23 protein-coding genes and 2 tRNA genes are annotated in these 22,704 nt (G+C 65.4%); 3 read left to right on the forward strand and 22 right to left on the reverse strand.

Annotation, left to right across the window (positions count from 1 at the left end; all coding sequences use genetic code 11):
* Positions 1–20: 20 nt before the first annotated feature.
* The 13 genes from GAU_RS09715 to GAU_RS09775 form a co-directional block, all read right to left on the reverse strand.
* The gene (locus GAU_RS09715) at positions 21–473 is read right to left on the reverse strand and encodes a GatB/YqeY domain-containing protein (RefSeq protein WP_012683382.1); all 453 of its coding nucleotides are present in this window, start codon (positions 471–473) and stop codon (positions 21–23) included.
* 8 nt (positions 474–481) lie between these two features.
* Complete coding sequence (gene rpsU / locus GAU_RS09720) at positions 482–670, reverse strand: 30S ribosomal protein S21 (RefSeq protein WP_012683383.1); 189 nt, start codon at positions 668–670, stop codon at positions 482–484.
* 128 nt (positions 671–798) lie between these two features.
* Complete coding sequence (locus GAU_RS09725) at positions 799–1,143, reverse strand: histidine triad nucleotide-binding protein (RefSeq protein WP_012683384.1); 345 nt, start codon at positions 1,141–1,143, stop codon at positions 799–801.
* Positions 1,136–1,906 carry an RsmE family RNA methyltransferase gene (locus GAU_RS09730; protein ID WP_041265428.1) on the reverse strand — a complete coding sequence of 257 codons (771 nt, stop codon included), beginning with the start codon at positions 1,904–1,906 and terminating at the stop codon, positions 1,136–1,138. The genes GAU_RS09725 and GAU_RS09730 overlap by 8 nt, the downstream gene beginning before the upstream one ends.
* On the reverse strand, positions 1,879–2,727 hold the full coding sequence (locus GAU_RS09735) for a 50S ribosomal protein L11 methyltransferase (RefSeq protein WP_012683386.1): 849 nt from the start codon (positions 2,725–2,727) through the stop codon (positions 1,879–1,881). The genes GAU_RS09730 and GAU_RS09735 overlap by 28 nt, the downstream gene beginning before the upstream one ends.
* On the reverse strand, positions 2,720–3,853 hold the full coding sequence (dnaJ, locus tag GAU_RS09740; RefSeq protein WP_012683387.1) for a molecular chaperone DnaJ: 1,134 nt from the start codon (positions 3,851–3,853) through the stop codon (positions 2,720–2,722). Before dnaJ ends, GAU_RS09735 begins: the two co-directional genes overlap by 8 nt.
* 129 nt (positions 3,854–3,982) lie before the next feature.
* Positions 3,983–5,026, reverse strand: coding sequence for a heat-inducible transcriptional repressor HrcA (hrcA, locus tag GAU_RS09745; protein WP_012683388.1), 1,044 nt, complete (start codon positions 5,024–5,026; stop codon positions 3,983–3,985).
* Positions 5,027–5,036: 10 nt separating this feature from the next.
* Positions 5,037–6,239: a radical SAM family heme chaperone HemW gene (gene hemW / locus GAU_RS09750; RefSeq protein WP_012683389.1), complete on the reverse strand. Its 1,203-nt coding sequence runs from the start codon at positions 6,237–6,239 to the stop codon at positions 5,037–5,039.
* Complete coding sequence (gene dprA, locus GAU_RS09755; protein ID WP_012683390.1) at positions 6,236–7,282, reverse strand: DNA-processing protein DprA; 1,047 nt, start codon at positions 7,280–7,282, stop codon at positions 6,236–6,238. The genes hemW and dprA overlap by 4 nt, the downstream gene beginning before the upstream one ends.
* The gene (gene obgE / locus GAU_RS09760; RefSeq protein WP_012683391.1) at positions 7,263–8,285 is read right to left on the reverse strand and encodes a GTPase ObgE; all 1,023 of its coding nucleotides are present in this window, start codon (positions 8,283–8,285) and stop codon (positions 7,263–7,265) included. The genes dprA and obgE overlap by 20 nt, the downstream gene beginning before the upstream one ends.
* Positions 8,286–8,363: 78 nt before the next feature.
* Positions 8,364–8,996, reverse strand: coding sequence for a carboxymuconolactone decarboxylase family protein (locus GAU_RS09765; RefSeq protein WP_169307650.1), 633 nt, complete (start codon positions 8,994–8,996; stop codon positions 8,364–8,366).
* A gap of 73 nt (positions 8,997–9,069) precedes the next feature.
* On the reverse strand, positions 9,070–10,119 hold the full coding sequence (locus GAU_RS09770; RefSeq protein WP_052574346.1) for an asparaginase: 1,050 nt from the start codon (positions 10,117–10,119) through the stop codon (positions 9,070–9,072).
* Positions 10,120–10,269: 150 nt separating this feature from the next.
* Positions 10,270–11,232, reverse strand: a complete 963-nt coding sequence (locus GAU_RS09775; protein WP_012683394.1) for a DMT family transporter — start codon at positions 11,230–11,232, stop codon at positions 10,270–10,272.
* Between the two features lie 75 nt (positions 11,233–11,307).
* Between GAU_RS09775 and GAU_RS09780 the strand changes: the two genes are divergently transcribed.
* The 3 genes from GAU_RS09780 (at position 11,308) to GAU_RS09790 (ending at position 12,696) form a co-directional block, all read left to right on the forward strand.
* Entirely contained in the window at positions 11,308–12,309 is a 1,002-nt protein-coding gene (locus GAU_RS09780) for a bifunctional heptose 7-phosphate kinase/heptose 1-phosphate adenyltransferase (protein ID WP_052574348.1), read from the forward strand.
* Between the two features lie 95 nt (positions 12,310–12,404).
* A tRNA-Ile gene (locus tag GAU_RS09785) sits at positions 12,405–12,478 on the forward strand.
* Positions 12,479–12,622: 144 nt separating this feature from the next.
* Positions 12,623–12,696: transfer RNA gene (locus GAU_RS09790), tRNA-Val, on the forward strand.
* 87 nt (positions 12,697–12,783) lie between these two features.
* Here GAU_RS09790 and hflX read toward each other — a convergent pair.
* The 9 genes from hflX to alaS form a co-directional block, all read right to left on the reverse strand.
* Positions 12,784–14,112: a GTPase HflX gene (hflX, locus tag GAU_RS09795; RefSeq protein ID WP_070105002.1), complete on the reverse strand. Its 1,329-nt coding sequence runs from the start codon at positions 14,110–14,112 to the stop codon at positions 12,784–12,786.
* A 64-nt stretch (positions 14,113–14,176) separates the two neighbouring features.
* A complete protein-coding gene (locus GAU_RS09800) occupies positions 14,177–14,680 on the reverse strand; it encodes an LEA type 2 family protein (protein WP_012683397.1) in 504 nt (167 codons plus the stop codon).
* Positions 14,677–16,056, reverse strand: a complete 1,380-nt coding sequence (locus GAU_RS09805; RefSeq protein WP_012683398.1) for a replication-associated recombination protein A — start codon at positions 16,054–16,056, stop codon at positions 14,677–14,679. Before GAU_RS09805 ends, GAU_RS09800 begins: the two co-directional genes overlap by 4 nt.
* A complete protein-coding gene (locus GAU_RS09810) occupies positions 16,053–16,583 on the reverse strand; it encodes a hypothetical protein (RefSeq protein WP_041265431.1) in 531 nt (176 codons plus the stop codon). The genes GAU_RS09805 and GAU_RS09810 overlap by 4 nt, the downstream gene beginning before the upstream one ends.
* Positions 16,576–17,916 carry a CCA tRNA nucleotidyltransferase gene (locus GAU_RS09815; RefSeq protein WP_012683400.1) on the reverse strand — a complete coding sequence of 447 codons (1,341 nt, stop codon included), beginning with the start codon at positions 17,914–17,916 and terminating at the stop codon, positions 16,576–16,578. Before GAU_RS09815 ends, GAU_RS09810 begins: the two co-directional genes overlap by 8 nt.
* On the reverse strand, positions 17,913–18,668 hold the full coding sequence (locus GAU_RS09820) for an SDR family NAD(P)-dependent oxidoreductase (protein ID WP_012683401.1): 756 nt from the start codon (positions 18,666–18,668) through the stop codon (positions 17,913–17,915). Before GAU_RS09820 ends, GAU_RS09815 begins: the two co-directional genes overlap by 4 nt.
* An 88-nt stretch (positions 18,669–18,756) precedes the next feature.
* Positions 18,757–19,500 carry a tyrosine-protein phosphatase gene (locus tag GAU_RS09825; RefSeq protein ID WP_012683402.1) on the reverse strand — a complete coding sequence of 248 codons (744 nt, stop codon included), beginning with the start codon at positions 19,498–19,500 and terminating at the stop codon, positions 18,757–18,759.
* A 34-nt stretch (positions 19,501–19,534) separates the two neighbouring features.
* Entirely contained in the window at positions 19,535–19,876 is a 342-nt protein-coding gene (locus tag GAU_RS09830; RefSeq protein ID WP_012683403.1) for a hypothetical protein, read from the reverse strand.
* Positions 19,873–22,659: an alanine--tRNA ligase gene (alaS, locus tag GAU_RS09835; protein ID WP_012683404.1), complete on the reverse strand. Its 2,787-nt coding sequence runs from the start codon at positions 22,657–22,659 to the stop codon at positions 19,873–19,875. Before alaS ends, GAU_RS09830 begins: the two co-directional genes overlap by 4 nt.
* Positions 22,660–22,704: the final 45 nt, after the last annotated feature.

Here is a 22,704-nt window from a genome sequence, read left to right on the forward strand (position 1 = left end):
GCGCCCGTGTCGCCAACCGGCTACTTCCCGGCGAGCTCCTCGCGCGCGATGGCATTGATCACGCCACCATCGACTCGGCCTTTGTAGGCGGGCATGACACGCCCCATCACGGCGCCAACGTTGTTGGCACCCGCCGCAATGGCGGCGACGACTGCGGCGCGAATCTCCGCCGGATCGACCTGCGGCGGCAGGTAGGCCTCGAGCATGGCCACCTCCTGCTGCTCCTTTTCGAGCAGGTCCGTTCGCCCGGCCTTGCTGTACATCTCGACGGATTCGCGGCGCTTCTTGATGCCCTTGCGAATGACCTCGACGACGTCGTCATCAGCAATAGGCCGCGACAATTCCAGCTCGCGATACTTGACCTCGGCGATCACCATGCCGAGGAGCAGGACGCGATCCTTCAGTTGTTCACGGCGAGCGGCCGCCTGATCACTTTGCAACCGCGCCAGCAGCGAGGCGCCGCTGGCGTCCACAGGACTGCTCACCCGTGGCGGGTGCGGCGATTCTTCCGAACGGCGGCGTTCATCTTGCGCTTGCGACGCTCCGACGGCTTCTCGTAGTGACGGTGCTTGCGCAGATCGGACAGGATACCGGCCTTCTCGCACTTCTTCTTGAAGCGCTTGAGTGCCCGCTCGAAATTCTCGTCCTCGTGGATGATGACTTCCGACAAACTGAACCTCGGTATGGCCTTCGGAGTGTGCCCGGAGCTTTGGTTCTCGTCAGATCGGGATGTGATCAGACGGCTCGTGGACAAAAAAGTGGGACAGCCCTGTATCCTAGGGGATCCAAGGCCTTGGGTCAACCCGGCGGCCAATGCATCTGCCGACCGCCAAGCACATGGAAATGCAGGTGTTGCACCGTCTGCCCGCCGTCGCCGCCGATATTGGTGACGACCCGGTATCCGGCTTCCGCCAGCCCTTCCGCACGGGCCACCTCGGCGGCCAGCGACAGGACCGCGCCAAGCTCAGCCGTGTTGTCGGCCGAGGCCAAAGAATCCACGTGCCGCACCGGGATCACCAACAGGTGAGACGGCGCCTGCGGGTGCAGGTCACGGAATGCCAGGGCATGCTCGTTCCGCGCGACCACCGTGGCGGGGATCTCCCCAGCCACGATGCGGCAGAAGATGCAGTTCGCGTCACTCATCGGATGCCTCACTCCCCCGCCCCAGGGCGGTTCGGGCGATCGCCAGTGCGGCAACCGCAGCCGTTTCAAATCGCAGGATGGTCGGTCCCAGCGATCGCCGCTGGAATCCCGCCTGCTCCAGGTCTGCTATCTCATCGGCCTCGAGGCCACCTTCCGGCCCGACGGCGATCACCACCGGAGCGGTCAATGGTGCCCCCAACGCGCCGGTGAGTGGCTCGCCGTCGGGATCGAGCACAATCCGACGGCCGGCAGGCGCCGCCAGCACGGCCCGCTCGAGATTGGCCTCCGGAAAGGGCTGCGGAAGCCATGCCCCCTCCGACTGGGCCAATGCCCCCTCCATACGGGCGCGCACCTTGGCCTGGAAATTCACGCCCTCTCCCCGCGGAGAGACGCTGCGTGAACGCCGCCACAACACCGGCCGCCAACTCGTGGCGCCCAACTCGGCGGCTTTCTCGGCGAGCCACAGCATGCGGTCCCGGTCGGCCACCGGTACCAGCAGATGCACGGCGGGAAGCGGCGAGACCGAGACCGCTTCCGTGATCTCGACATGGGCCTGCGTCTTGGAGAGGCGCACCAGTTGGCCTGCACCGATACTGCCCTGGCCGTTGCGCACACCGATCATGGCGCCGGCTTCGAGACGCAGCACACGAATGTGCCGTACCGCGCCCTCGTCGAGTGCCAATGTGGCCCCCACGGCAATGGCATCCGCCACCACGAATTGGGGGCGCCCGGCTGCTACGCCCGCGCGATCGACACCGACCACCAGATGTCCTCCGCGTCTTCTTCCAGGATGGTCCAGCCGTGCGCGGTCAACACTTCCACCATCATGCTGCGCTCTTCGTACAGAATTCCGCTCAGGATGGCCGAGCCGTCTTCGGACAATGCCATGCCGATGACCGGCAGCAATTCGGTCAGCACCGACGAAATGATGTTGGCGAGCACCAGATGCACTGGTGCCACGAGGGGCAGCAAGGAGCCGGCGTCCCCTTCGAACACATGCACCCGATCGGCCACACCGTTCCGCTCCACGTTGGCTTCGGCATCGGGAATGGCCTCACCATCGAGCTCAATGGCGTAGACGCGCGCAGCACCCAGTTTGGCGGCGGCGATGGCCAGCACGGCACTGCCCGCGCCGAGGTCGGCCACCGTACTGCCCGACCGCAGGCGACGCGGCATGAGCCGCACCACGCCCCGTGTCGTGGCGTGTTCGCCGGTGCCGAAGGCCATGCCCGGTTCGATGATGATCGTACGAGCCGGGTCTTGTCCTTCCGCCAGCCAAGGCGGGGTCACCATCAGATCGCCCAACTGATGCGACCCGATGCGCGACTTCCAGGCTTCGCTCCAGTCGATATCGGGCACCGGTGCAGTCTCGATGACGGCAAGGTCGTCGGCCTCGGTGATGGCCCGATGCACCGCTTCGAGATCCGTGCCCGGCGGAAAGTGCGTGACGAGCGCCGAGAGGTCTTCATGCACACCCTGCGCGCCGACGGCGAACAGCGCGGTCATGCAGGCCTCGCGAGCGCCCACCGAGTGCTGGTCCGGCGTGACGCGCACACTGATCCAACGCGCTTCAGACTCAGGCACGCAGCGCTTCCTTCATCTTCGACCAGAAGCCTTTCTCGCGTTGTGGCGGCGCCTGCCCTTGCAATGACGACAACCGTTCGATCGTGGACTTTTCGTCGCCGTCCACCGATTGCGGTGTCCAGAGCTGCACCTTCACATGCAGGTCACCCGTCCCGGAAGCATTGACCCGCGGCAAGCCACGACCACGCAGATGAAACACCGTGCCGCTCTGGGTGCCCGAGGGCACGCGCAGCGACAGATCGCCCGTCACGCCCGGCACACGGATATCCGCACCGAACACCAACTGCGGGTAGGTCACCAGCGCTTCGCAGAACAGGTCCTCACCGTCGCGATCGAAACGATCGTCGTCTTCCACTTCGAAGACCGCCAGCACATCGCCTCGGGTGCCGCCGCGCGGCCCCACGTTGCCAACGCCGCGCAACGTCATGTACTGCCCGGTGGCCACGCCTGCAGGGATCTGGATCTTGAGCGTGCGCTCGGCGCGCACCCGCCCCTCGCCACGACACTTCTTGCACGGGGCCGCCACCACCACGCCTTCACCGGCACAGGTCGGACACGGAGCCACCGAGACGAACTGGCCAAAGAACGAGCGCTGCGCCCGACGTACTTCGCCAGCGCCACCACATGTGCCGCAGGCCTGAGGCTTGGTGCCCGGTTCGGCGCCGGAGCCTTCGCACTTGTCGCACGAGTCCAGCACCTTCATCACGACCGTCTTCTCGACGCCCGTCGCGACTTCGGTGAGCGTCAGTGCGAGCGGCACCTTGATATCGGCGCCCGTGCGCGGGCCCGATCGACGACCGCCGCCAGCGGCACCGCCGAACAAGTCACCGAACCCGCCGAAATCGCGCATGAAGATGTTGAGCGCTTCCGACAGATCGACATGTTCATACGCCGACTGCGACCCACCGCGCAGGCCCGCTTCGCCATACCGATCGAATGCCGCACGTTTCTGCGGATCCCGCAGCACATCGTACGCCTCGGTGATCTCCTTGAACTTCTCTTCGGCCTCCTTGGCGCCCCCGTTGCGGTCGGGGTGCCACTGCATCGCCAGTCGGCGATAGGCCTTCTTGATATCGTCGTCAGAGGCGTCGCGCGGTACACCAAGTACCGCGTAAAAATCTGCCATGTGCGGAATCCCTGAGAAACACGAAATGCGCCGTCACAGAGGCCTACGACCATCGAGGCGTCCGCTGCGACATGCTCCAGCCCTGAAATATCGGCAATTTCTCCCCGTGGGAGGAGTGCCGGGCCGACCTTAGCAGAGCAGATCGGAGACCAGTCGGGAGGTGTGCTCCACCAGGGAGATCACCTTTTCGTAGGGCATGCGGGTGGGGCCGATGACCCCGATCACCCCGCTGAGCGACCCGGCCTGGTAGCCGGCCGTGACCACCGTGAAGGGTTCGAGCTTGGGATCCCCATGCTCGTTGCCGATGGTGATGGACAGGCCCTGACCGCCCGGTCGCTCCTCGAGCAACGTCGCGATGCGCTGACGGGTTTCGGTGAGCTCGATGAGCTGGCGCATCCGCTCGCCGGTGGCAAACTCCGGTTGATCCGCCAGCAGCGAGGCCTGCCCGAGCACCACCGGCTCGATCGGCGCCGCGGCTCGGCCGAACACCTGATCGCCTTCCTGCAGGAAGATGTTGAGCAGCTCCGCGGTCTCGGGCGTGGTTTGCACATCGCGCAACCTGGAGGCCAGCGACGTGCGCACCTGCGCCAAGGTGAGACCGGCCAGGCGTTCGTTCAGCACGATGGTGACCCCGATCAGGGCTTCATCGGCGATGACACCGGGTACCTCGACAAAGATCGTGCGTACGGCACCGCCGGTGAGGCTCAATACCATCAGCAGGCGATCCGACGACACCCGCACCAACTCGAGCTGACGCAGGGCCGCGCGCTCGAGACGAGGCCCGAGCGCGACACCCAATTCCTGCGTGAGAATGCCGAGCGATTGGGCGGCGCGACGGAGAATGGTTTCGATGGCCGACCCGCCGGCACTGATCTCCGCTTCAAGCTGCCGCTGCTCGGGCGCCGTCAGGGGGTCGATACGCATCAGCGAATCGACGTAGGTGCGATACGCCTTGTCGGTGGGAATACGCCCGGCCGACGTGTGCGGATGAAAGAGAAACCCCTTGTCTTCGAGGTCACTCATCGTGTTGCGAATGGTCGCGGGCGAAATCCCCAGCCCGAACTGCCGCGACAGCGTGCGCGATCCAGCCGGCTCCGCACTCGCGACGTAGCTCTGAATCACCGCCTCGAGGACCCGTCGCTCGCGTTCCGAAAGTTCCGCACCATGCGCCATGAGGAGAAGCCTACGAAGTGCCGCGAAACGCTGTCAAGTCGGCGGCCAGCGCATCGAGGCGCAGCCAACCCATCGGCGTACACGTGAGTCGTTGCGCGGCCTGCGCATAGGGTGCGTTCCCATCACCAACGTGTGGTGACGGATGGCTCGTCGCTTCCACGGACTGGATGGTGGCCCATCCCGCATCGATCCAGCGGGCAACATGCATGGTTTCGGCCACCGAGAGGGGAAGTCCATCGACAGTACGCAATCCGAGATACACCGATTCGGCGATGCGGTTCTCGTCGGTGAGGACTTCCGCGCCAGCGACCGGATCCCGTCCCTCGGTGACCTGCCGAAGCCACGCGGCATACGCGGGCTCGTTCCAGCGGCGTTGTGTCCCATCAAAACCATGCGCGGACGGACCGAGGCCGAGATAGGGCACGCCGCGCCAGTAGGCGCTGTTGTGCCGTGCACGGCGTCCGGGACGAGCGTAGTTGGACACTTCGTAGTGTTCGTACCCGGCGGCACCGAGCCGATGGTGCGCCTCGAGGAACTCCCGTTCGTAGCGTTCTTCTTCGGCCTCGGCCACCGCCCCGCGCGCATTCCAGCGCCCGAGCGGCGTATGCGGCTCCACTGTCAATCCGTACAGCGAGACATGATCGGCACCGAGCGCGATGGCCTGCTCGAGGTCGTCGGTCCAGGAACGGTGCACCCCATCGGGGGTGGCGAAGATCAGATCGATGGAGTGATCCACGATCCCGCCGTCGCGGGCGGCACCCACCGCACGTTTGGCGGCGTCGGCGTCATGGACTCGATGCATCCAGCGCAACACGTCATCATGAAAGCTCTGCACTCCGATGCTGAGTCGATTGATGCCCGCGATACGCCAGGCACGCACGCTGTCCACCGAAATGTCCTCGGGATTGGCTTCCAGCGTCACTTCGGCGCTTTCGTCCCACAAAAAATGCTCCCGCATCAGTGCGAGCAGGGCGCACACGCCATCGACACCAAGGCGGGACGGCGTGCCGCCACCGAAGTACAACGTGCGCAGCACCGGCTTCCCTGCTGGCCGTTGGAGCGCGAGTTCCGCGCGAATGCCGTTCACATACTCCTGCCACGGCACTTCGCGCCGGACGGCGATGGAAAAATCGCAGTAGCTGCACCGGCGTGCACAAAACGGCACGTGCACATACACGTGTTCGTAGACGACCGATTGCCCGGGAAGCGTCATGTGCCGAGCAATGTGGGGCGAATGCGTCCACTGGTGTCGAAGACGAGCAATCCGTCGATCTCGAGCAACGCCAGCACCGCGGTGGCATCACGAGTGGAGAGACCGGTGTGTTGCGCGACTTCGACGGGAGTGAGCGCACCCTGCTGCACGGCATGCCAGCACCGCGCGGACACACCGTCCAACGCCGGTCCCTGTGTCGGTGAAGGGGTCATGTCCAGCAGACGCAGTACATCGTCGGGCGACAGAATGGGCTCCGCGTGTGCTTTGAGCAGCGCGTTGCTGCCTCGTGCGGTCGCGACATCGATGGCATTGGGCACACAGGCAACTGTGCGTCCCAATTCCACGGCGTGATCGGCGGTGATGAGCGCCCCACTGCCCTCGCCGGCTTCCACCACCACGGTGACATCGGCCAACGCGGCGATGAGTCGATTGCGACGCGGGAAGGTGCCGGCGTGTCCGGCGTCGCCGGGTGTCTGCTCGGACAAGACGAGTCCTTCGTGGGCGATGCGCTCCTGCAGGAGGCGATGACTCTTGGGATAGGTGATATCGATACCGGTGCCAAGGACGGCCACGGTGCGTCCGCCGGCCGCGAGTGCGGCCTCGTGCGCGGCCCCATCGATGCCACGCGCCAATCCACTGACCACCGAGATACCCGCGCGCGCACATGCGGTGGCGATGGATCTTGCGACCCGCAGACCGTAGCCGCTGGCCGTACGCGTGCCAACGATCGCCACTGCCGGCGGCGCCGCAATGTCCACGGAGCCGCGCGCAAACAGCACAGCCGGTGCATCCCGCAGTTCACGGAGTCGTGCCGGATAGTGCTCGTCCGGCAGCGCCACGATGTGGGCTCCTGTGCGGGTGGCCAACTGCACACTGCTGGCCGCACTCTGCCGCGCCGCAGCGACCACCGCCGGAGGCAGGGACGCCAGCGCCGCGTTCGCGCTCCCGTGTGCTTCCACCAGGCCTCGCACGCTGACGTCACCCATCTTGGGCAGCGTCTGCAATGCGAGGCAGGCGAAGGCTTCAGGGGAGCAGTTGTGCATCCTTGAGCGGCTGTTCGGCAATGGCGCGCATGGCGAGCAACTGACGCCACCAGCCATCGAGCATGGTGTCGAGTCCCATGCGCCCGGCAGCGCTGATCGCGTAGAGCCCGAAGGCTGCGCCGGCATCGATCTCGGGGATGTAGTGTTCGCCCAGCAGGTCGAGTTTGGAGAACACCACGCAGTACGGCTTGGCCGCCAGCTCCTCGGAATACGAGGCGATCTCGTGGCGGAGTTGATCGAGTTCCGCCTGCCAGTCCATCGCGTCGATCGGAATCAGAAACGCGAGCAAACGGGTGCGTTCGATGTGCCGCAGGAACTGCAATCCGAGTCCCTTCCCTTCGTGCGCGCCTTCGATGATCCCGGGAATGTCGGCGACCACAAACGAACGATGATCGCTGAGTGGCACGACGCCCAGATTGGGCGACAGCGTGGTGAACGGGTAGTCCGCAATTTTCGGGCGCGCCGCCGAGATCACCGACAGCAGCGTGCTCTTGCCGGCGTTGGGCTGTCCGACGAACCCGACGTCGGCAATCAGCTTGAGCTCGAGCTCCAGCGTGCGCATCTCCCCTTCTTCACCGGGCTGCCACTCACGCGGCGACTGGTGCGTGGCGGTGACGAAGAACGCATTGCCCTTGCCGCCCCGCCCACCTTTGGCCACCAGCACGGTGTCGTCGTGTTCCATGACTTCACCCAGCAGCTCCTTGGTGCGCGAGTCGCGAATGATCGTGCCGGGCGGCACGGGCAGCACGACATCGTCGCCGGAGCGACCGGTGCGATTGGACCCTTCGCCGTGCTGGCCGCGTTCGGCCTTCCACGAATCGCGGTAGGTGTAGTCGAGCAGTGTGGTGAGGTTGCGATCGCCTCGCACGATGACGTCTCCGCCCCGCCCACCATCGCCCCCATCAGGGCCACCCATGGGAACGTACTTCTCTCGACGGAACGAGGTCTGACCTGACCCACCCGTACCGGCTTCGACTTTGACGAGGACGCGATCGACGAACATATGGCACTCTGCGGAATCTGGAGCGAATGATGGAGCGGACCACTGCGTGCCGGGTGATTGGCACCCGGATACTGCGAACTACTTGCCCTGTACCCGGGCCCACAGGCCGTGGTAGCGGCGGACATCGTCGGGCGCGAGAAACGGTCCGACGACATCCAGCGTGGCGGTGACCACATCGGCCGAAGCGCCCGCGTGCAGCGCGCCATGCAGATGCGAATGCAACTGACGATCCTGACGAGCGATGGCACACGATGCCACGATACACAGCTCCCGACGGGCCAAATCGAGGGGCGCCCGTGACAGCACTTTGCCATACCCTTCTTCGATCATCCACTGATCGAGTGCGGGGTGCAGCTCCCGGATGTTGACGCGCAACTGCTCGTAGAAGCGACCATACACCGTAGCACAGGTCACCTCCCCCTTCGCCAATCGTTCCGCCGCCGTGTCGATGGCATGCGTATCGATCGTGGGCGCTACCCGACCGGAGATGCGACGCCACTCACGCGCACCGTTCAGTGCGCGCGGAAAACCGGCGAACAGATACGTCTGCAGGATGACCTCGTCGACCCACGACGCACGAATCTGCTGATGCGCCCGCGTCAGCGCGACGCGGGTCTCCGACTCCGACCCTCCGGCGAGCATGGCAGCGAGGTACACCAGCGCCGCCGTCTCGTCATCGAGTGTCGTCAACGTAACGTCGGAAGGGACCATCGTTGTCATCGAATGCATGCACTCATAATGAAAATCGTGCACGCGGTGACGCCGGAGCGCGTCACCACGCGATTCACGAGAAACGCTGGCCCACCGGGACGCCGCTCACCGTGACCGCGCCCACCTGCTCGCCACGCGTGTTTCGCACAGGGCGCTGCAGAAAATCGGCCAGAGGGCTCGGCAACGTTCGCGGCAACGCGTCATACGCATCGAGCAGCGCCAGCACGGCCGGAAACTGCGCCCGCGGCGCCCCGTCTTCGACCTTGAGCGCAAATCCGATCCGACGATCGACGATGGCGAAGGTATGCACCCCTTCCGCGCCGATCTTGCAGATCACGTTGCCGCGGCACGCCTCCATCAACAGGGTGTCGAAGCGATCGGTGCCACCGACCAGGAACGGCTGCTCTGTCATCGCCGTCACCACACGCCGGCTTACGTCGTCGCCCACATGAGCCGCCTCGGCCAGACGCGCATACGCCAGCGCCATGTTGGCGAGTGGCAGCGCAAACACCGAGACGCCACACCCGTCGACACTGACGCCGAGGGCCTGCTCCGGGACGCCGGTCCATTCTGCCACGGCCTGACGGCAATCCCGCTGCACCGGATGATCTGCCCGTTCGTAGCCCGCGGTGGCGAGGCCACTTTGCCGCGCGCGTGCCAACATCGCCGCGTGTTTCCCGGAGCAGTTGTTGTGCAGACGGGACGGTCGCTGACCGGCGTCGCGCAGCAGGCGTCCCCCGCGTGCGGCCAAGGGATCATGGGGGCCGCAGGCGAGATCTCCTTCCTCCAGCCCCAACTGTTCCAGCATGCGAGCAGCGACCGCCACGTGCTCCGGTTCTCCACCATGGGAGGCACAGGCCAGCGCCAGCTCGTCCACTCCCCATTGCAGGGCGTCCAACCCACCACTGCGCAGGAGGGGCATGACCTGAAAGGGCTTGGCGCAGGAGCGCCACCAGGTCGAGAGCTGCGGGTCGCGGGCAGAGTCGAGCAACGCACCGTCGGCACTGACCACGGCCGCGTGAACCCGATGGGTGGACTCCACGAGATCGCCGCGGGTGACGGCCACATCGAGTGCGGCGCCGCCGCGCAGCCTCGCCCCCAAGGGCCGGCCGGCTGCTGTCACTCCGCCTGGGGCGGGCTCAATTCGCGAATCAGCGTTCGCGCGGGTCAGGACTTCAGGGATCCACACCGCAGAAAGGTAAACCGGTCAGCAGTCCCCTCCTACGCAGATCGCGATTCCGGCCCGAAGGCGAACCGTCGCCCTCGATTCCGCTCAGCGCCGGGCCGCCAGAATGGCGCCGGTGAGGACGAGAATGCCTCCCACGATGGTGGCCGGTCCGGGCACTTCGGCAATGCCGGGCAGCAGGGCTGCCAACAGTGTCGCGCCCACGGGCTCGCCCAGCACCGTGAGGTTGACCACGAATGCCGGCAGGTGCGCCAGCGCCCAGTTCATCCCCGTGTGCCCCAGCAGCATCGGACCCAGCGCCAGCCCGGCGAAGATGGCCAGCTCACGTGGAGGCTGGGGCGTGAGCGGCGCCTGCGTGACAAGGCACAGGATCAGACAGGCCACAAAGGCCGCGCCGTAGACCAGGCCGACGTAGGGCCACAAGGCCAGATGCTGCCGCAGTCTTCGTCCGATCAGGTAATAGCCCGCTGCGGTGACTGCGCCCAGCAGCGCCAGGCCATCACCCAGCAGGGCCCGTGATCCTTCGCCGGACCCAAGCAATGCGGGGCCGATCGCACGCAGGCCTCCGGGCACGTCGGCCAGCCCCACGATCAAGGCACCAATCACCGCCACCACGATCCAGAACCATTGCCGCCTGGTGGCGGGTTCACGCAACCAGAAGCCCGAGATGGCGGCGATGATGACCGGTTGCAGGTTCACCAGGGCCACGGACGCCGCCACGCTGGTGTAGCGGAGTGAGGTGTTCCATGTCCAGAAGTGCAGGGCGAGCAGAACCCCTGCTCCACCAGCGAGCAACAGATCCGCGCGGGCCAGTGTGCGCCAGGCGCGCCATCCTCCGCCGATCACCAAGGCGATCGCCACGATGATGAGGGAGAATCCCAAGCGCCAGGTCGCGATCACCAGCGGCGCCGCCTCTGACAGGCGAATCAGTGGTGCGGCGAACGAAATGCCGATGAGTGAGGCCGCGAGCACCAGGTACGGTGTGCGCGTCGTCGTGGACGGCGCGTGCGGCGATCGATTCGACACCGGTGATGCTGGGCCAGACGGCATGGGACTCCCGGAAGAAACAAAGCGGACGCGCCGAAGGTAATCCCGCGTCCGCCCGAGTGTGTGTACTTTCCCGTGATGTCTCCCACCATCGCGCGCGCGCGCCTGGAATCCCTGCTGTCGGCGGCACAACGGCAACATGTCGTCATCATCGGCGACGCCATGCTCGATGTCTATCTGCGTGGCGATGTCGATCGTATCTCCCCCGAAGCGCCCGTGCCGGTGGTGCGGGTTCGCGACCGGAAGCTCGCGCTGGGGGGCGCCGCCAACGTGGCGCAGAACGTCGCGGCGCTGGGTGCCGGATGTGATCTCGTGGCGGTGATCGGCAATGACGGCCCTGGGGCCCTGTTGCGCGAGCGGCTGCAGGCCGGTGCCATGCAGGACCGTTCGCTGGTGACGGTCGATCGGCCGACCACCACCAAGACCCGCGTCATGGCCCGGTCACAGCAGTTGGTGCGGTTCGACGAAGAAGACGACGCCGATCTGTCGGCCGACGACGTGCGACGTGTCCTCGACGCCATTGAACGTGCGCTCCCGCATGCCACGGCACTGGTGTTCGAGGACTACAACAAGGGCGTGCTGGTGCCGGCGGTCATCGAGGGGGCCATTGCGATGGCGCGTACGCGCGGTCTGCCGATCGTGGTCGATCCCAAGTTCCGCAACTTCTTCACGTATCGCGGGGCGACGGTGTTCAAGCCGAATCGCCGTGAACTCGAAGGCGCCTTGGGCGCAGCGGTCGATCTCGAACATCCCGGGGCGCTGCCGGCAACCTTTGCACGGTTGGGCGTCGAGCACCTGCTCCTCACGCTGGGTGAGCGCGGCATGGCGTTGATCTCCGCCGACGGCGTGGTCCATCGTGTCCCCACCACCGCGCGTGAGGTGTACGATGTGGTGGGAGCCGGCGATACCGTCACCGCGTATCTGGCCACCATGCTGGCGGCCGGAGCCACGGCGCTCGAAGCGGCGATCGTGGCGAACTATGCGGCGGGTGTCGAAGTGGGCAAACTTGGCGCAGCGACCGTTTCGCCGGACGAGGTGCTCCAGGCCTTCGACCAACATCAGGCCATGGATGCGGCCTGAGGCAACTTGACGGCGATTGATGTAACTTGGTGGAGCCAGATGCAGGTTGCAGCACACCTGTGGCGCGATCCATTGACCGCCTCATGGGATTCGTCGGTCCGGTAGCTTAGTCGGTCAAAGCGCTCGACTCATAATCGAAGGATCGTGGGTTCAAGTCCCACCCGGACCATGCACGCCCCGATGTTCGTCGTCGGGGCGTTTGCTTTGTCACCCATTGCGCGGATTTTGTTGTGGGGGCTTCCGTCGCCCAGTTCGGCCCGTTACGTTCTTGATCCGTCGTACATCGTTTCGACTTTGCACGATAGAGTGGTACGGGCGCGTAGCTCAGCTGGTTAGAGCGCTGCTTTCACACAGCAGAGGTCCGGGGTTCGAGTCCCTGCGCGCCCACTTGCCGTAACTCGGCACAAAAAGGCCGGTGATCTTCAAGATCACCGGCCTTTTGCGTTCGTGAACACGACACCCGCTGGTGGCGTGTTATGGGGTGTTGGCAAACGGACGCGCCGCCTGCGTGACCGTGACACTCACACCAGCCTGACGGAGCCGCCCGATCGCGCGTTCATCCAGACGGGCGCGAATGACAATGAGCTCCTCATCGGTGCGTTGTTCGAGGACTTCACCATCGCGATGGACCTCGGCGATCAATCGTCCGTTGGATGCCGGAATGCGCACTTCCAGTACGGGACGCGAACGCTTGAGACTTTCGCGCAACTCCGTTCGCAGGCCTTCCAGTCCGCCCGGCTCGAGTGCGGACACGAACAACGAATCCGGCATCAGATTGGCCACCCGCGCACGCACACCGGCGTCCAGCTCTTCCGGCACAGCGTCCATCTTGTTCATCACATAACGCATCGGCCGCCCGGACAGTCCCAGATCGGTCAGCACGCCGTCGACAACATCGCGGTGTTCTTCCCACGTGGGATGGCTCGCATCGATGACATGCAGCAGCAAGTCCGCCTCACGGGCTTCGGCCAGTGTGGCCCGAAACGATGCCACGAGATGGTGAGGCAATTTGCGGATGAAGCCCACGGTATCCGTGAGCAACACCGTGTACCCATCACCCACTTCCACTTCACGCGTGAGGGGATCGAGCGTGGCAAACAGCCGGTCCTCCACGAACACCTCACCATCGTTGGCGAGGGTACGCAGCACGGAAGACTTGCCGGCATTGGTGTAGCCCACGAGTGACACGCGGAATTGCGAGCGACGCCCCTGACGCTGGATCTCGCGCGCACGCTCCACATCCGCCAATCGTTCCTTCAGCACACGGATCCGATGCTGAATGAGTCGACGGTCGGTTTCGAGCTGCGTTTCACCGGGACCACGCATGCCGATACCACCACGCATCTTCTCGAGGTGGGTCCACATGCGCGTCAGGCGCGGCAACATGTACTCGAGCTGCGCGAGTTCGACCTGCATACGCGCTTCACTCGAGCGGGCACGCGTGGCGAAGATGTCGAGGATCAGTTCCGCGCGATCCATCACGCGCGTGTTCACGATCAACTCGATGTTCTTGCCCTGCGCCGGTGTGAGTTCATCGTCGAAAATGACGAGGGTCGCACCCAGTTCCTGGATGCGCAGCTTCAGTTCCTCGACTTTGCCGGTGCCGAGGTACGTGGCCGGATGCGGACGGTCGAGCTGCTGTGTGAGCGTGCCCACCACTTCCGCACCGGCCGTGTCGGCCAGTCGCGCGAGCTCTTCGAGGTGTTCATCGACGTAGTGCTTCGCGCCGCTGCGCTTGAATGGCGCACTGACCAGAATCGCCCGCTCGATGGGGGGCGTCAGGGAAATCGGTTCGCGACTGATGTGTGGCTACCTGCAGAAAGAATTGACCGCGCGGGTGGGCGGTCCGGTCTGAGCCGCAATGCGGCTACCGGTTGCCCGCCACCGAAGAATAGCGGCCGCGTTGATCGTACGGACGCGTGAAATTGCCGATCGGTGTGGCCACGGTGAAATCACCGCGCACACGATAGTTGATCGTGCCCGCGTTGAGCATGGAGCGGCCCGCCGCACCGAGACCGGCGTACGTGAAGCGAATCGGCAGACGCACGATGGCGGAGTCCTTCTCCGGCACCACAAACCGTCCGTCGAGTTCTCCGTCGCCCAGCTTGATGGAATCCACGTCGACCTGATAGGTCATCTTGAGCGCATCAAGCTTGTAGCCGTTGGGATTGTGCACCTGCAGCATCACGTCCACGCTGCCGCCGGTCAGGCCCAGTCCCGTGATCGTGAACTCCCGGAGCTGCACGCCGGGTTCCTTGAACGTCGCTCGACCGAGCGTGGAACAGGCAGCGGTCACGGCCACGCCGAGCCCGATCGTGATCATCATCACCGCGCGTGGCGTCCAGCGGCGGGTGCGTTGCTGCGTCTTCACGTCGACTCTCCTGACGGTTCACTCTGTGACGGTTCCGGGTCCGGCTGCTCCTCGGCGCGGGCGCGCAGGGAGGCCCACCAGGCCAGGCGCTTGGCGATGTCCTTCTCGAAGCCGAAGGTGCCAGGCTCATAAAAGATGCGCTCGCCGAGCTGTGTGGGAAGGTACGACTGTGGCAGGTACGCTTCCGGCACGCTGTGCGCATACTGGTACCCGGTCCCATAGCCGAGTTCCTTCATGAGCTTGGTGGGCGCATTGCGCAGGTGCATGGGCACTGGCGCGGCCGGCGTGTCGTGCGCGGCCTCCAGTGCGGCTTTCCACGCTTCGTACACCCGGGCCGACTTGGGCGCCGTCGCCAGATACACCGCGGCCTGCGCCAATGCCAGCTCACCTTCCGGGCTTCCGAGCCGCTCATAGGTCTGCGCGGCCGTCATGGCTACACTGAGCGCCTGCGGATCGGCCAGCCCGATGTCTTCGGTCGCCATGCGCACCATGCGACGCGCGATGTAGCGTGGATCTTCCCCGCCCTGAATCATGCGGGCCAACCAATACAACGCGCCGTGTGGATCACTGCCGCGCAGGGCTTTGTGCAGGGCGGAGATCAGGTTGTAGTGCTCTTCCCCCGACTTGTCATAGCGGGGCGGCCGATACTGCATGGCGGCTTCCACAGTCGCCCGCACAATGGCCCCGCCATCGTCGACCAGCGAAGCGGCCGCTTCGAGCACACCCAGCAACCGCCGCGCATCACCGTCGGACGATTCCGCCAGCAAATGCCGCGCATCGTCATCGATGGACAGGCCGCGCGCGCCGAGACCACGATCGCGGTCTTCGACGGCACGTTGCACCAATCCTTCCAGTGTCGACACCGGGATGGCTTCGAGCACCATCACGCGCACGCGCGACAGGAGTGCGCCAGTGAGGGCGAAGGACGGATTCTCCGTCGTCGCGCCGATCAGCACGACGGTGCCCGTTTCGACATGGGGCAGAAACGCATCCTGCTGCGCCCGATTGAAGCGATGGATCTCGTCGACAAACAGGATCGTGCCTCGTCCGCCGTCGCGTCGTCGTTCTGCTTCGGCGACGATTTCGCGCACACGGGCCACACCGTCACTGACGGCGGAAAAACTCACGAACGCCGCTTCCGTGGACTGTGCCAGCAGACGCGCCAGTGTGGTCTTGCCAACACCTGGTGGGCCCCAGAACACCATCGAATCCACCTTGCCTCGCGACAAGGCCTCACGCAGTGGCATCCCCACGGCCAGCAGGTGCTCCTGACCGAGGTACTCCTCGAGCGTGCGCGGGCGCATCCGTGCGGCCAGAGGCTCCGCGACACGTGAAGCGAACAGCGACGGTCCCGCCGGGCGCACGGGCTTGCTCATGACGGACCCTCGTGCAGCCTCAGACGACTGCCAATCGCCTCCAGCGCCTCACGCAGCGCCGGCGCGGGGCGAAGCGCCCCGTTGGCCAATCGCCAGGTCGGCGGCGGGATCACGTCACGAGCGATGAAGCCGATCTCTTCGAGTAGAAACGTCCAACGATCGGTGCGGGCGTAGATCACCAGCAACAGTTCGGGCGTGAGGGAGAGCTGATCATCACCGGTGAACAGCGAGAGCTCCACGCCACCATACGAAGCGAGGGGCAGACGCAATCGCCCTACTGCTTCACGGACCTCGGGGAGCGGCAGCAGATGGCCTTCCCACTGCCGCGCTGTGCGCTGATCCCGCATGACGATGTCCACCGCGGGATCGAGATGCAGACAGAGCGCGTGCATCGTATCGAGCACCCGTTCGGCATTGGTACCGATCACCACCCGATGGATCTCCTGCTCCACCACATGCACGAACCAGTCTTCGCCGGGATGAAACCGGCCGTGGCCAGACGGTCGGAGTTGAGACAGTTCACTCATGGCCCGATGCCCTCTCTGCGCCGCTGGTCGGGGCGGCGTCACCGCGCGCGATCCACTCGCCAGCCAGCGCGAGCAGGATCTCCCGTTGGTTGCGAGACGGGTCCTCGATCACCAGGTGGCGTAGATGCTGCAACACACGCCCCAACGCGGGGCCGGCGCGCAGTCCGTGCTGGCGCAGATCGTCGCCATCGATCGCCAGATCGGCGATCTCGATGGGATCATGGAACGCGATGTGGGTCAGGCGACGGAAGAGCTGACGCACGAGACGCGGGGCGATCCGAGTGTCACCGGCCCAGTGCGCGGCCCCGAGCCTGAGGAGCGCATTCACACGCAGACGCCCGACATCCGCGGCGATGCGCCGCAGTGCCGGATCACTGGGCAGGCTGCCGGCTACCAGGTGCGCCTCGAGCGCCGTGCCGAAGCGCTGCCAACCGTCGACCAGCGCTCCGACCACGCTGATTTCCTGATTCGAAGCGCGCAACGCCCGCAGCGCACGCGTCGCCTCCTTGCCTTCCAACGAGGAAAACAGCGTTGCCAACCGCAATGTCCGGCGCAGCGGCCGAGTGGGGGTAACGGCACGGGGCAAACGATCAATCGCCGCCAGTGTGCCGTCCGGCACCTGGGCAAGCGCCGGCACAACGGCCGCGAAGGCCCCCGCGTCACGCCAGCGGGCAAACGCCACCGAGGGCGCGTCAACCTGCTCCAGCGTCTTGTCGATCTCCTGCTTCACGCGCTCCGGAGACAGTCGCGTGAGGTGTGCCGCACTGGCCTCGATGGCGACCCACGTTTCCCGCTCGATCTCGAAGCCGAATCGGCTGGCGAAGCGGATCGCTCGCAACGCACGAAGGCGGTCTTCCCGCATTCGCTCTTCAGCCACGCCTACCGCCCGCACCACGCCGGCCAGCAGGTCCTCGCGCCCCCGAAACGGATCGTGCAGACGGCGCGCAATCGGGTCGAACGCGATCGCATTGATGGTGAAGTCCCGGCGGGCCAGATCCTCATCCAGTGATGCGCCAAACTCCACCACGGCGTGTCGACCATCGGTCTTCACATCATGGCGGAAGGTCGTGACCTCATGCATGCGGCCGTCGCGGTCGAGTACGCCAACCGTGCCGAACTCGATACCGACGGGAATGGTCCGGCGGAACAGCCGACGCACCTGCGCCGGGGTGGCCGCCGTGGCGAGATCAAAATCCAGCAACGCCCGGCCCAGCAGCGCATCACGAACGGCGCCCCCGACGCACCACGTGGGGAAGCCGGCGTCCTGCAGCGTGCGAGCCAGTTCGATGACCGCGCCCGGTACGCGCAGCCCGCGTTCGTCGAGTGTGCTCACCCGCAGAGCACGCTCCCGCCATTCACGTTCAGGATTTCCCCGGTGACGTGGCGCGCCAACGGGCTGGCCAGGAACAGGACCGGACCGGCGATATCCTCGGGAGCGGCCACTCTTCGCAGGGGGATGTTGGCTTCGATGCGGGCTCGGCCTTCATCCGCGAAGGGGATGGCAACCGCCTCGGTGTCGACCCATCCGGGCGCGACGCTGTTCACCGTGATGTCTCGTGGGCCGAGCTCCACGGCCAGAGACTTCACGAACGAGATCATGGCGCCCTTGCTTGCGGCATAGTCGGCATGGCCGGCTTCGCCGCGCTGTCCGGCGGTACTGGAGATGAAGATCATCCGCCCACCGGCTGGCAGATGCGGAATCACGGCCTGCGCACCGAAGTACATGCCGTCCACATTCGTGGCCATCGTCTGTCGCCAGCGCTCGGCCGGGACGGCCTCAATGGGCAGCGGATCCGGCGGCCAGACACCGGCATTCCCCACAAAGATGTCGATGTGCCCGAACCGGTCCAGCGCCGCCTGAACAAACCGTGCGTTCGCATCGGCCGTGGTCAGCTCGCCTTTGTACAGCAGCACCTCCCCGCCACGCGCGGTGACTTCGGCCGCCAGGCGCTCTGCCTCGGCATCACGGGTCCGATAGGCAATCGCCACCCGTGCGCCGGCCGACGACAACAACCGCACACAGGCGGCGCCGATGCCACGTGACCCGCCGGTAACGAGCGCCACCTTGCCTTGGAGAGAAATCACAGCGCGGTCATCCGTGAGAATATGGTTGAGGCATGCAAGCTCATCACGCTGTCAATAAATAACTTGCGCTGAGTATGCGAATGCGTGTTCAACGTCCGAACAATCGGCGCACCTTGCTGAAGAAGCCTCCACCCAGCGGTGGCACCGGCAACGTTTCTTCGTCGTCCAGCAACTGGCGCGCGTTCACACGCGTCAACAAATCGACCTGTTCTTCCCCACCACGCTCCATCAGCCAGCTATGCGCCGTCCCGAGTGAGCGGTGGTCGCCATGATTGTCGGAGGCGAGAATGTCGATCAGACCGAGGGCCAACATTTCACGCGCCAGCTCGGATGGCACGCCCCGTCCCATGAGCACCGAGGCGTCGGTTTGAATCACCACCCCGAAACTGCGCCACTCCCGGACCATATCGATGGTGCAGCCGAAGTAGCGCTCCGGATGAGCCAGCACCGGCGTGCGCCCCATTCGGGCGATTCGGCGCAGCTCGTTGGACGCCCCACGCGGCAACCCGCCTCGCGTGAATTCGACCAGCACGGCCCGCGAGGATCCGAGTGAAAGCTCAGGCGCGGTGAGGTCGATCTGCGGCGTATCGAGCATGATCTCCCAGCCGAGCTCCAGCGTCATGCCCTGCGGTGCCCGACGCTGGAGTTCCTGAAAGAGCGCGAGATGTGCTTCGTACGGCGCCTGCGCAGCCTGGCCGGCATTGAGATGCGGGGTGCAGACCACGGTCGTAACGCCTTCTCGCGCAAACCGTTCAAGGACGGGAACGGAGACTTCGAATGACGGGGATCCGTCGTCCACGCCCGGCAGCAAGTGCGAATGAATGTCGATCATGGCATCAGGTGCTCAGGTCTCCAGCGTTCGCCCATCACTCCCGGGTGCGCGCCGGCAACTCGGCGATCCGCGCCATCGCTGCCGCCGCACGACCTTCGATCTGGGACGGATTGTCGGCCGCCGCCTGAAAGGCGTAGGTCACCAGGGAGTCCACCGCCAACAGGTCGAGCGCATGGTCGCGCCCCGTTGCCGATGACGCCAACATGCGGTCGAGCAGTGCTACCCCGGTATCCATACAAACATCCGCCACCTCGGCGACCGGCCGGCTGGCACTGTGGGCCAGCAGGTCGGTCAGACGGGCGTGCAGCGCCGCCGGCGGGCGTGGATCCAGTCGGGCGATCCAGTCCGCCACGGTCACCGCACCGGACGTACTCACGCGCCGGTGGAGGCGAGGCGATTCACCACCGCTTCGGCGGCGGCCAGGGCCGCGTCGATCTGTCCAGGTTCGACACCGGCCTGCGCCATGTGCGGCTTGCCACCACCACGTCCGCCTACCGTCGCCGCCACATCGCGCACCACCGCATCGGCCCGCAGCCCACGATCACGGGCATCGTCCGTTGCCACGGCCAGGAGCGCCCCCTTCCCATCGGCCAGCGCGGCGCCCAGCACGGCCACGCCGCTGCCCAGCGCTTCACGCACGGCGTCACCAAGCGCCTGCAGTGCCTTCACGTCCGGCACATCGACCTTGGCCGCGATGAAGCGCGTGCCGCCGGCGTCGATGGCCTTGGCGATGAGCTGCTGGGCCAATCCACCGCCTGCCCCACCGCCACGCAGGGACTCTTCGAGGCGCTTTTCGAGTTGCTTCCGCTCGTCCATCAGCGCGTCGAGCTTGCGTTCAATCTGCTCGGCGCCCGATGTCATGCCCGACATCGGCACCTTGAGGCGCGAGGCCACCTGCAGCAGCGCCCGTTCACGATCGGCGAGGAACTGGAACGCCCGCGGGCCGCTCACGGCTTCGATGCGGCGCACACCGGCCGCCACACCGCTCTCGTTGATGACACGCACCAAGCCGATTTCCGCGGTATTCCGCACATGTGTGCCGCCGCAGAGTTCGACCGACAGCGACGGGATCTCCACCACGCGGACCACATCCCCGTACTTCTCACCGAACAACGCCATCGCGCCGTGCGCCACGGCGTCCACATAGGACTCCTCGCGCGTATTCACCGGCGCACTCTGCCACACACCGGCATTCACATCGGCTTCGATAGCCGCCAGTTGTTCGGCCGTCACGGGACCGTGATGCGTGAAGTCGAAGCGGAGACGGTCGGGGGTGACCAGAGAACCAGCCTGATGCACATGATCGCCCAGCACCTTACGTAGGGCGGCGTGCAAGAGGTGCGTTGCGGTGTGGTGACGCTCCGTGTCGCGACGACGATCCCGCGGTACCACAGCATGCGCCCGACCGAAGATGATCTCTCCGGTGGACGAGCCAATGGCAGCGATGCGGCCGTCGAGCTTGCGGACCTCGTTCACTTCAACGGTCCATCCTTCACCGGTGATCGTGCCGTGGTCGGAGACCTGCCCGCCCGACTCGGCATAAAACGGCGTCTCGCGCAGCATGACCGCCACCCGTCCATCGGGCAGTTGCCGCACGGCCGTGACGATGGTTTCGATCTCGGTGGTTTCGTAGCCGACGAAACGCCCCAATGCCGCCTGGTGCTGCTGATCGTGCGTCCAGTGGGTCGGATCGGCGAAGTCATCCGCGCTGACGGTGATCTGACGCGACTTACGATCTTCCTGCGACTGCTTCCGCTGCGCCTGCAACGAGCGTTCGAACCCGGCGATATCCACCAGATAGCCGCGTTCGCGGGCCATCAGGTCGGTCAGGTCGATCGGGAAGCCAAACGTGTCGTACAAACGGAACGCATCCTCACCCGACAGCGTGCCACGCATGGTGGTGCTGCCCTGTGTGCTGGCCGCTGGAGCCAGTTCTTCGAAGCGGGACATACCCGCGTCGATGGTGGTGAGGAAACGGTCTTCTTCGGCGCGTGTGGTCTCGAGGATGTGCTTTCGGCGCACATGCAGCTCGGGATACAGATCGCGCATGGTGTCGATCAGCACTTCCACCACATGCACCAGCGTGGGTTCGCGGCGACCGAGCAGCCAGGCGTGACGCACCGCGCGGCGCAGGATGCGGCGCAGCACGTACCCACGGCCTTCATTGCTGGGGAACACACCGTCGGCCAACAGGAAGCCCACCGCGCGCGCATGATCAGCCAGCACGCGGAACGACGCCGGATCGATCTCCTGGCCGTCCTTTGCATACGCCTTGCCCAGCCCAACGCCCGGACGGTACGGGTAGCCGATACCCACCACGTCCTCCACCTTCGCGATCAGCGGGCGGAAGAGGTCCGTGTGAAAGTTGTTGGTCACTCCCTGCATCACTGCCGCAATGCGCTCGAGCCCCGCGCCCGTGTCGACCGACGGCTTGGGCAACGGCACCAAGGTGCCATCCGCCTGCCGATCGAACTGCATGAACACGAGGTTCCAGATCTCCAGGAAACGCCCCGCTTCGGCGCCTTCCACAAAGGCGTCGAGCGAATAGTCCTCGATCTCGGTGTTGGTCCACTCACCCGTCGCATCAGCCGGAAACGCCCAGTCGGCGGCCAGCTTCGCCAGGTCCACGTAGATCTCCGTGCACGGGCCACACGGACCGGTGTCGGCCATCTGCCAGAAGTTGTCCTTGGCACCGAGCCCGTAGATACGATTCTCGGGGACGTCGGCCACGTCCTTCCACAACTGACGGGCTTCGTCGTCTTCATGGAAGACGGTGACGCGCAGATGCTCACGCGGAATCTTCAGATCTTCGGTGATGAACTCCCACGCGAACTTGATCGCATCGCGCTTGAAGTAGTCACCGAACGAGAAGTTGCCGAGCATCTCGAAGAACGTGTGGTGACGCGCCGTGTGACCGACCTGTTCGAGGTCGTTGTGCTTGCCACCTGCCCGCACGCACTTCTGCGAGGTGGTAGCTCGCCGCTTCCCGTCGGGTGCTTCCTCCATGCCGAGGAAGACCTTCTTGAACTGCACCATGCCTGCGTTGGTGAACAGCAGGGTGGGATCATCGGCCGGAACAAGCGAGGAGCTTGGGCGGATGGCGTGGCCGTTCTTTTCGAAGAAGGCCAGGAATCGGGAGCGGATCTCGGACGCGTTCATAGGCCCGGAAATATAGACATGTCGAGGCGCAACAGTGGGCGAGGG

The organism is Gemmatimonas aurantiaca T-27, assembly GCF_000010305.1.
GTDB lineage: Bacteria > Gemmatimonadota > Gemmatimonadetes > Gemmatimonadales > Gemmatimonadaceae > Gemmatimonas > Gemmatimonas aurantiaca.

Bases quoted from the DNA above. Each gene is read 5' to 3' on its own strand.
- GAU_RS09780 (WP_052574348.1), top strand. From the start codon at position 11,308: ATGTCTCCCACCATCGCGCGCGCGCGCCTGGAATCCCTGCTGTCGGCG.
- dprA (WP_012683390.1), bottom strand. From the start codon at position 7,282: ATGCACAACTGCTCCCCTGAAGCCTTCGCCTGCCTCGCATTGCAGACG.
- GAU_RS09825 (WP_012683402.1), bottom strand. From the start codon at position 19,500: ATGATCGACATTCATTCGCACTTGCTGCCGGGCGTGGACGACGGATCC.
- GAU_RS09810 (WP_041265431.1), bottom strand. From the start codon at position 16,583: ATGAGTGAACTGTCTCAACTCCGACCGTCTGGCCACGGCCGGTTTCAT.
- GAU_RS09805 (WP_012683398.1), bottom strand. From the start codon at position 16,056: ATGAGCAAGCCCGTGCGCCCGGCGGGACCGTCGCTGTTCGCTTCACGT.
- GAU_RS09775 (WP_012683394.1), bottom strand. From the start codon at position 11,232: ATGCCGTCTGGCCCAGCATCACCGGTGTCGAATCGATCGCCGCACGCG.
- alaS (WP_012683404.1), bottom strand. From the start codon at position 22,659: ATGAACGCGTCCGAGATCCGCTCCCGATTCCTGGCCTTCTTCGAAAAG.
- dnaJ (WP_012683387.1), bottom strand. From the start codon at position 3,853: ATGGCAGATTTTTACGCGGTACTTGGTGTACCGCGCGACGCCTCTGAC.
- GAU_RS09765 (WP_169307650.1), bottom strand. From the start codon at position 8,996: ATGGTCCCTTCCGACGTTACGTTGACGACACTCGATGACGAGACGGCG.
- obgE (WP_012683391.1), bottom strand. From the start codon at position 8,285: ATGTTCGTCGATCGCGTCCTCGTCAAAGTCGAAGCCGGTACGGGTGGG.
- hrcA (WP_012683388.1), bottom strand. From the start codon at position 5,026: ATGGCGCATGGTGCGGAACTTTCGGAACGCGAGCGACGGGTCCTCGAG.
- hemW (WP_012683389.1), bottom strand. From the start codon at position 6,239: ATGACGCTTCCCGGGCAATCGGTCGTCTACGAACACGTGTATGTGCAC.
- GAU_RS09725 (WP_012683384.1), bottom strand. From the start codon at position 1,143: ATGAGTGACGCGAACTGCATCTTCTGCCGCATCGTGGCTGGGGAGATC.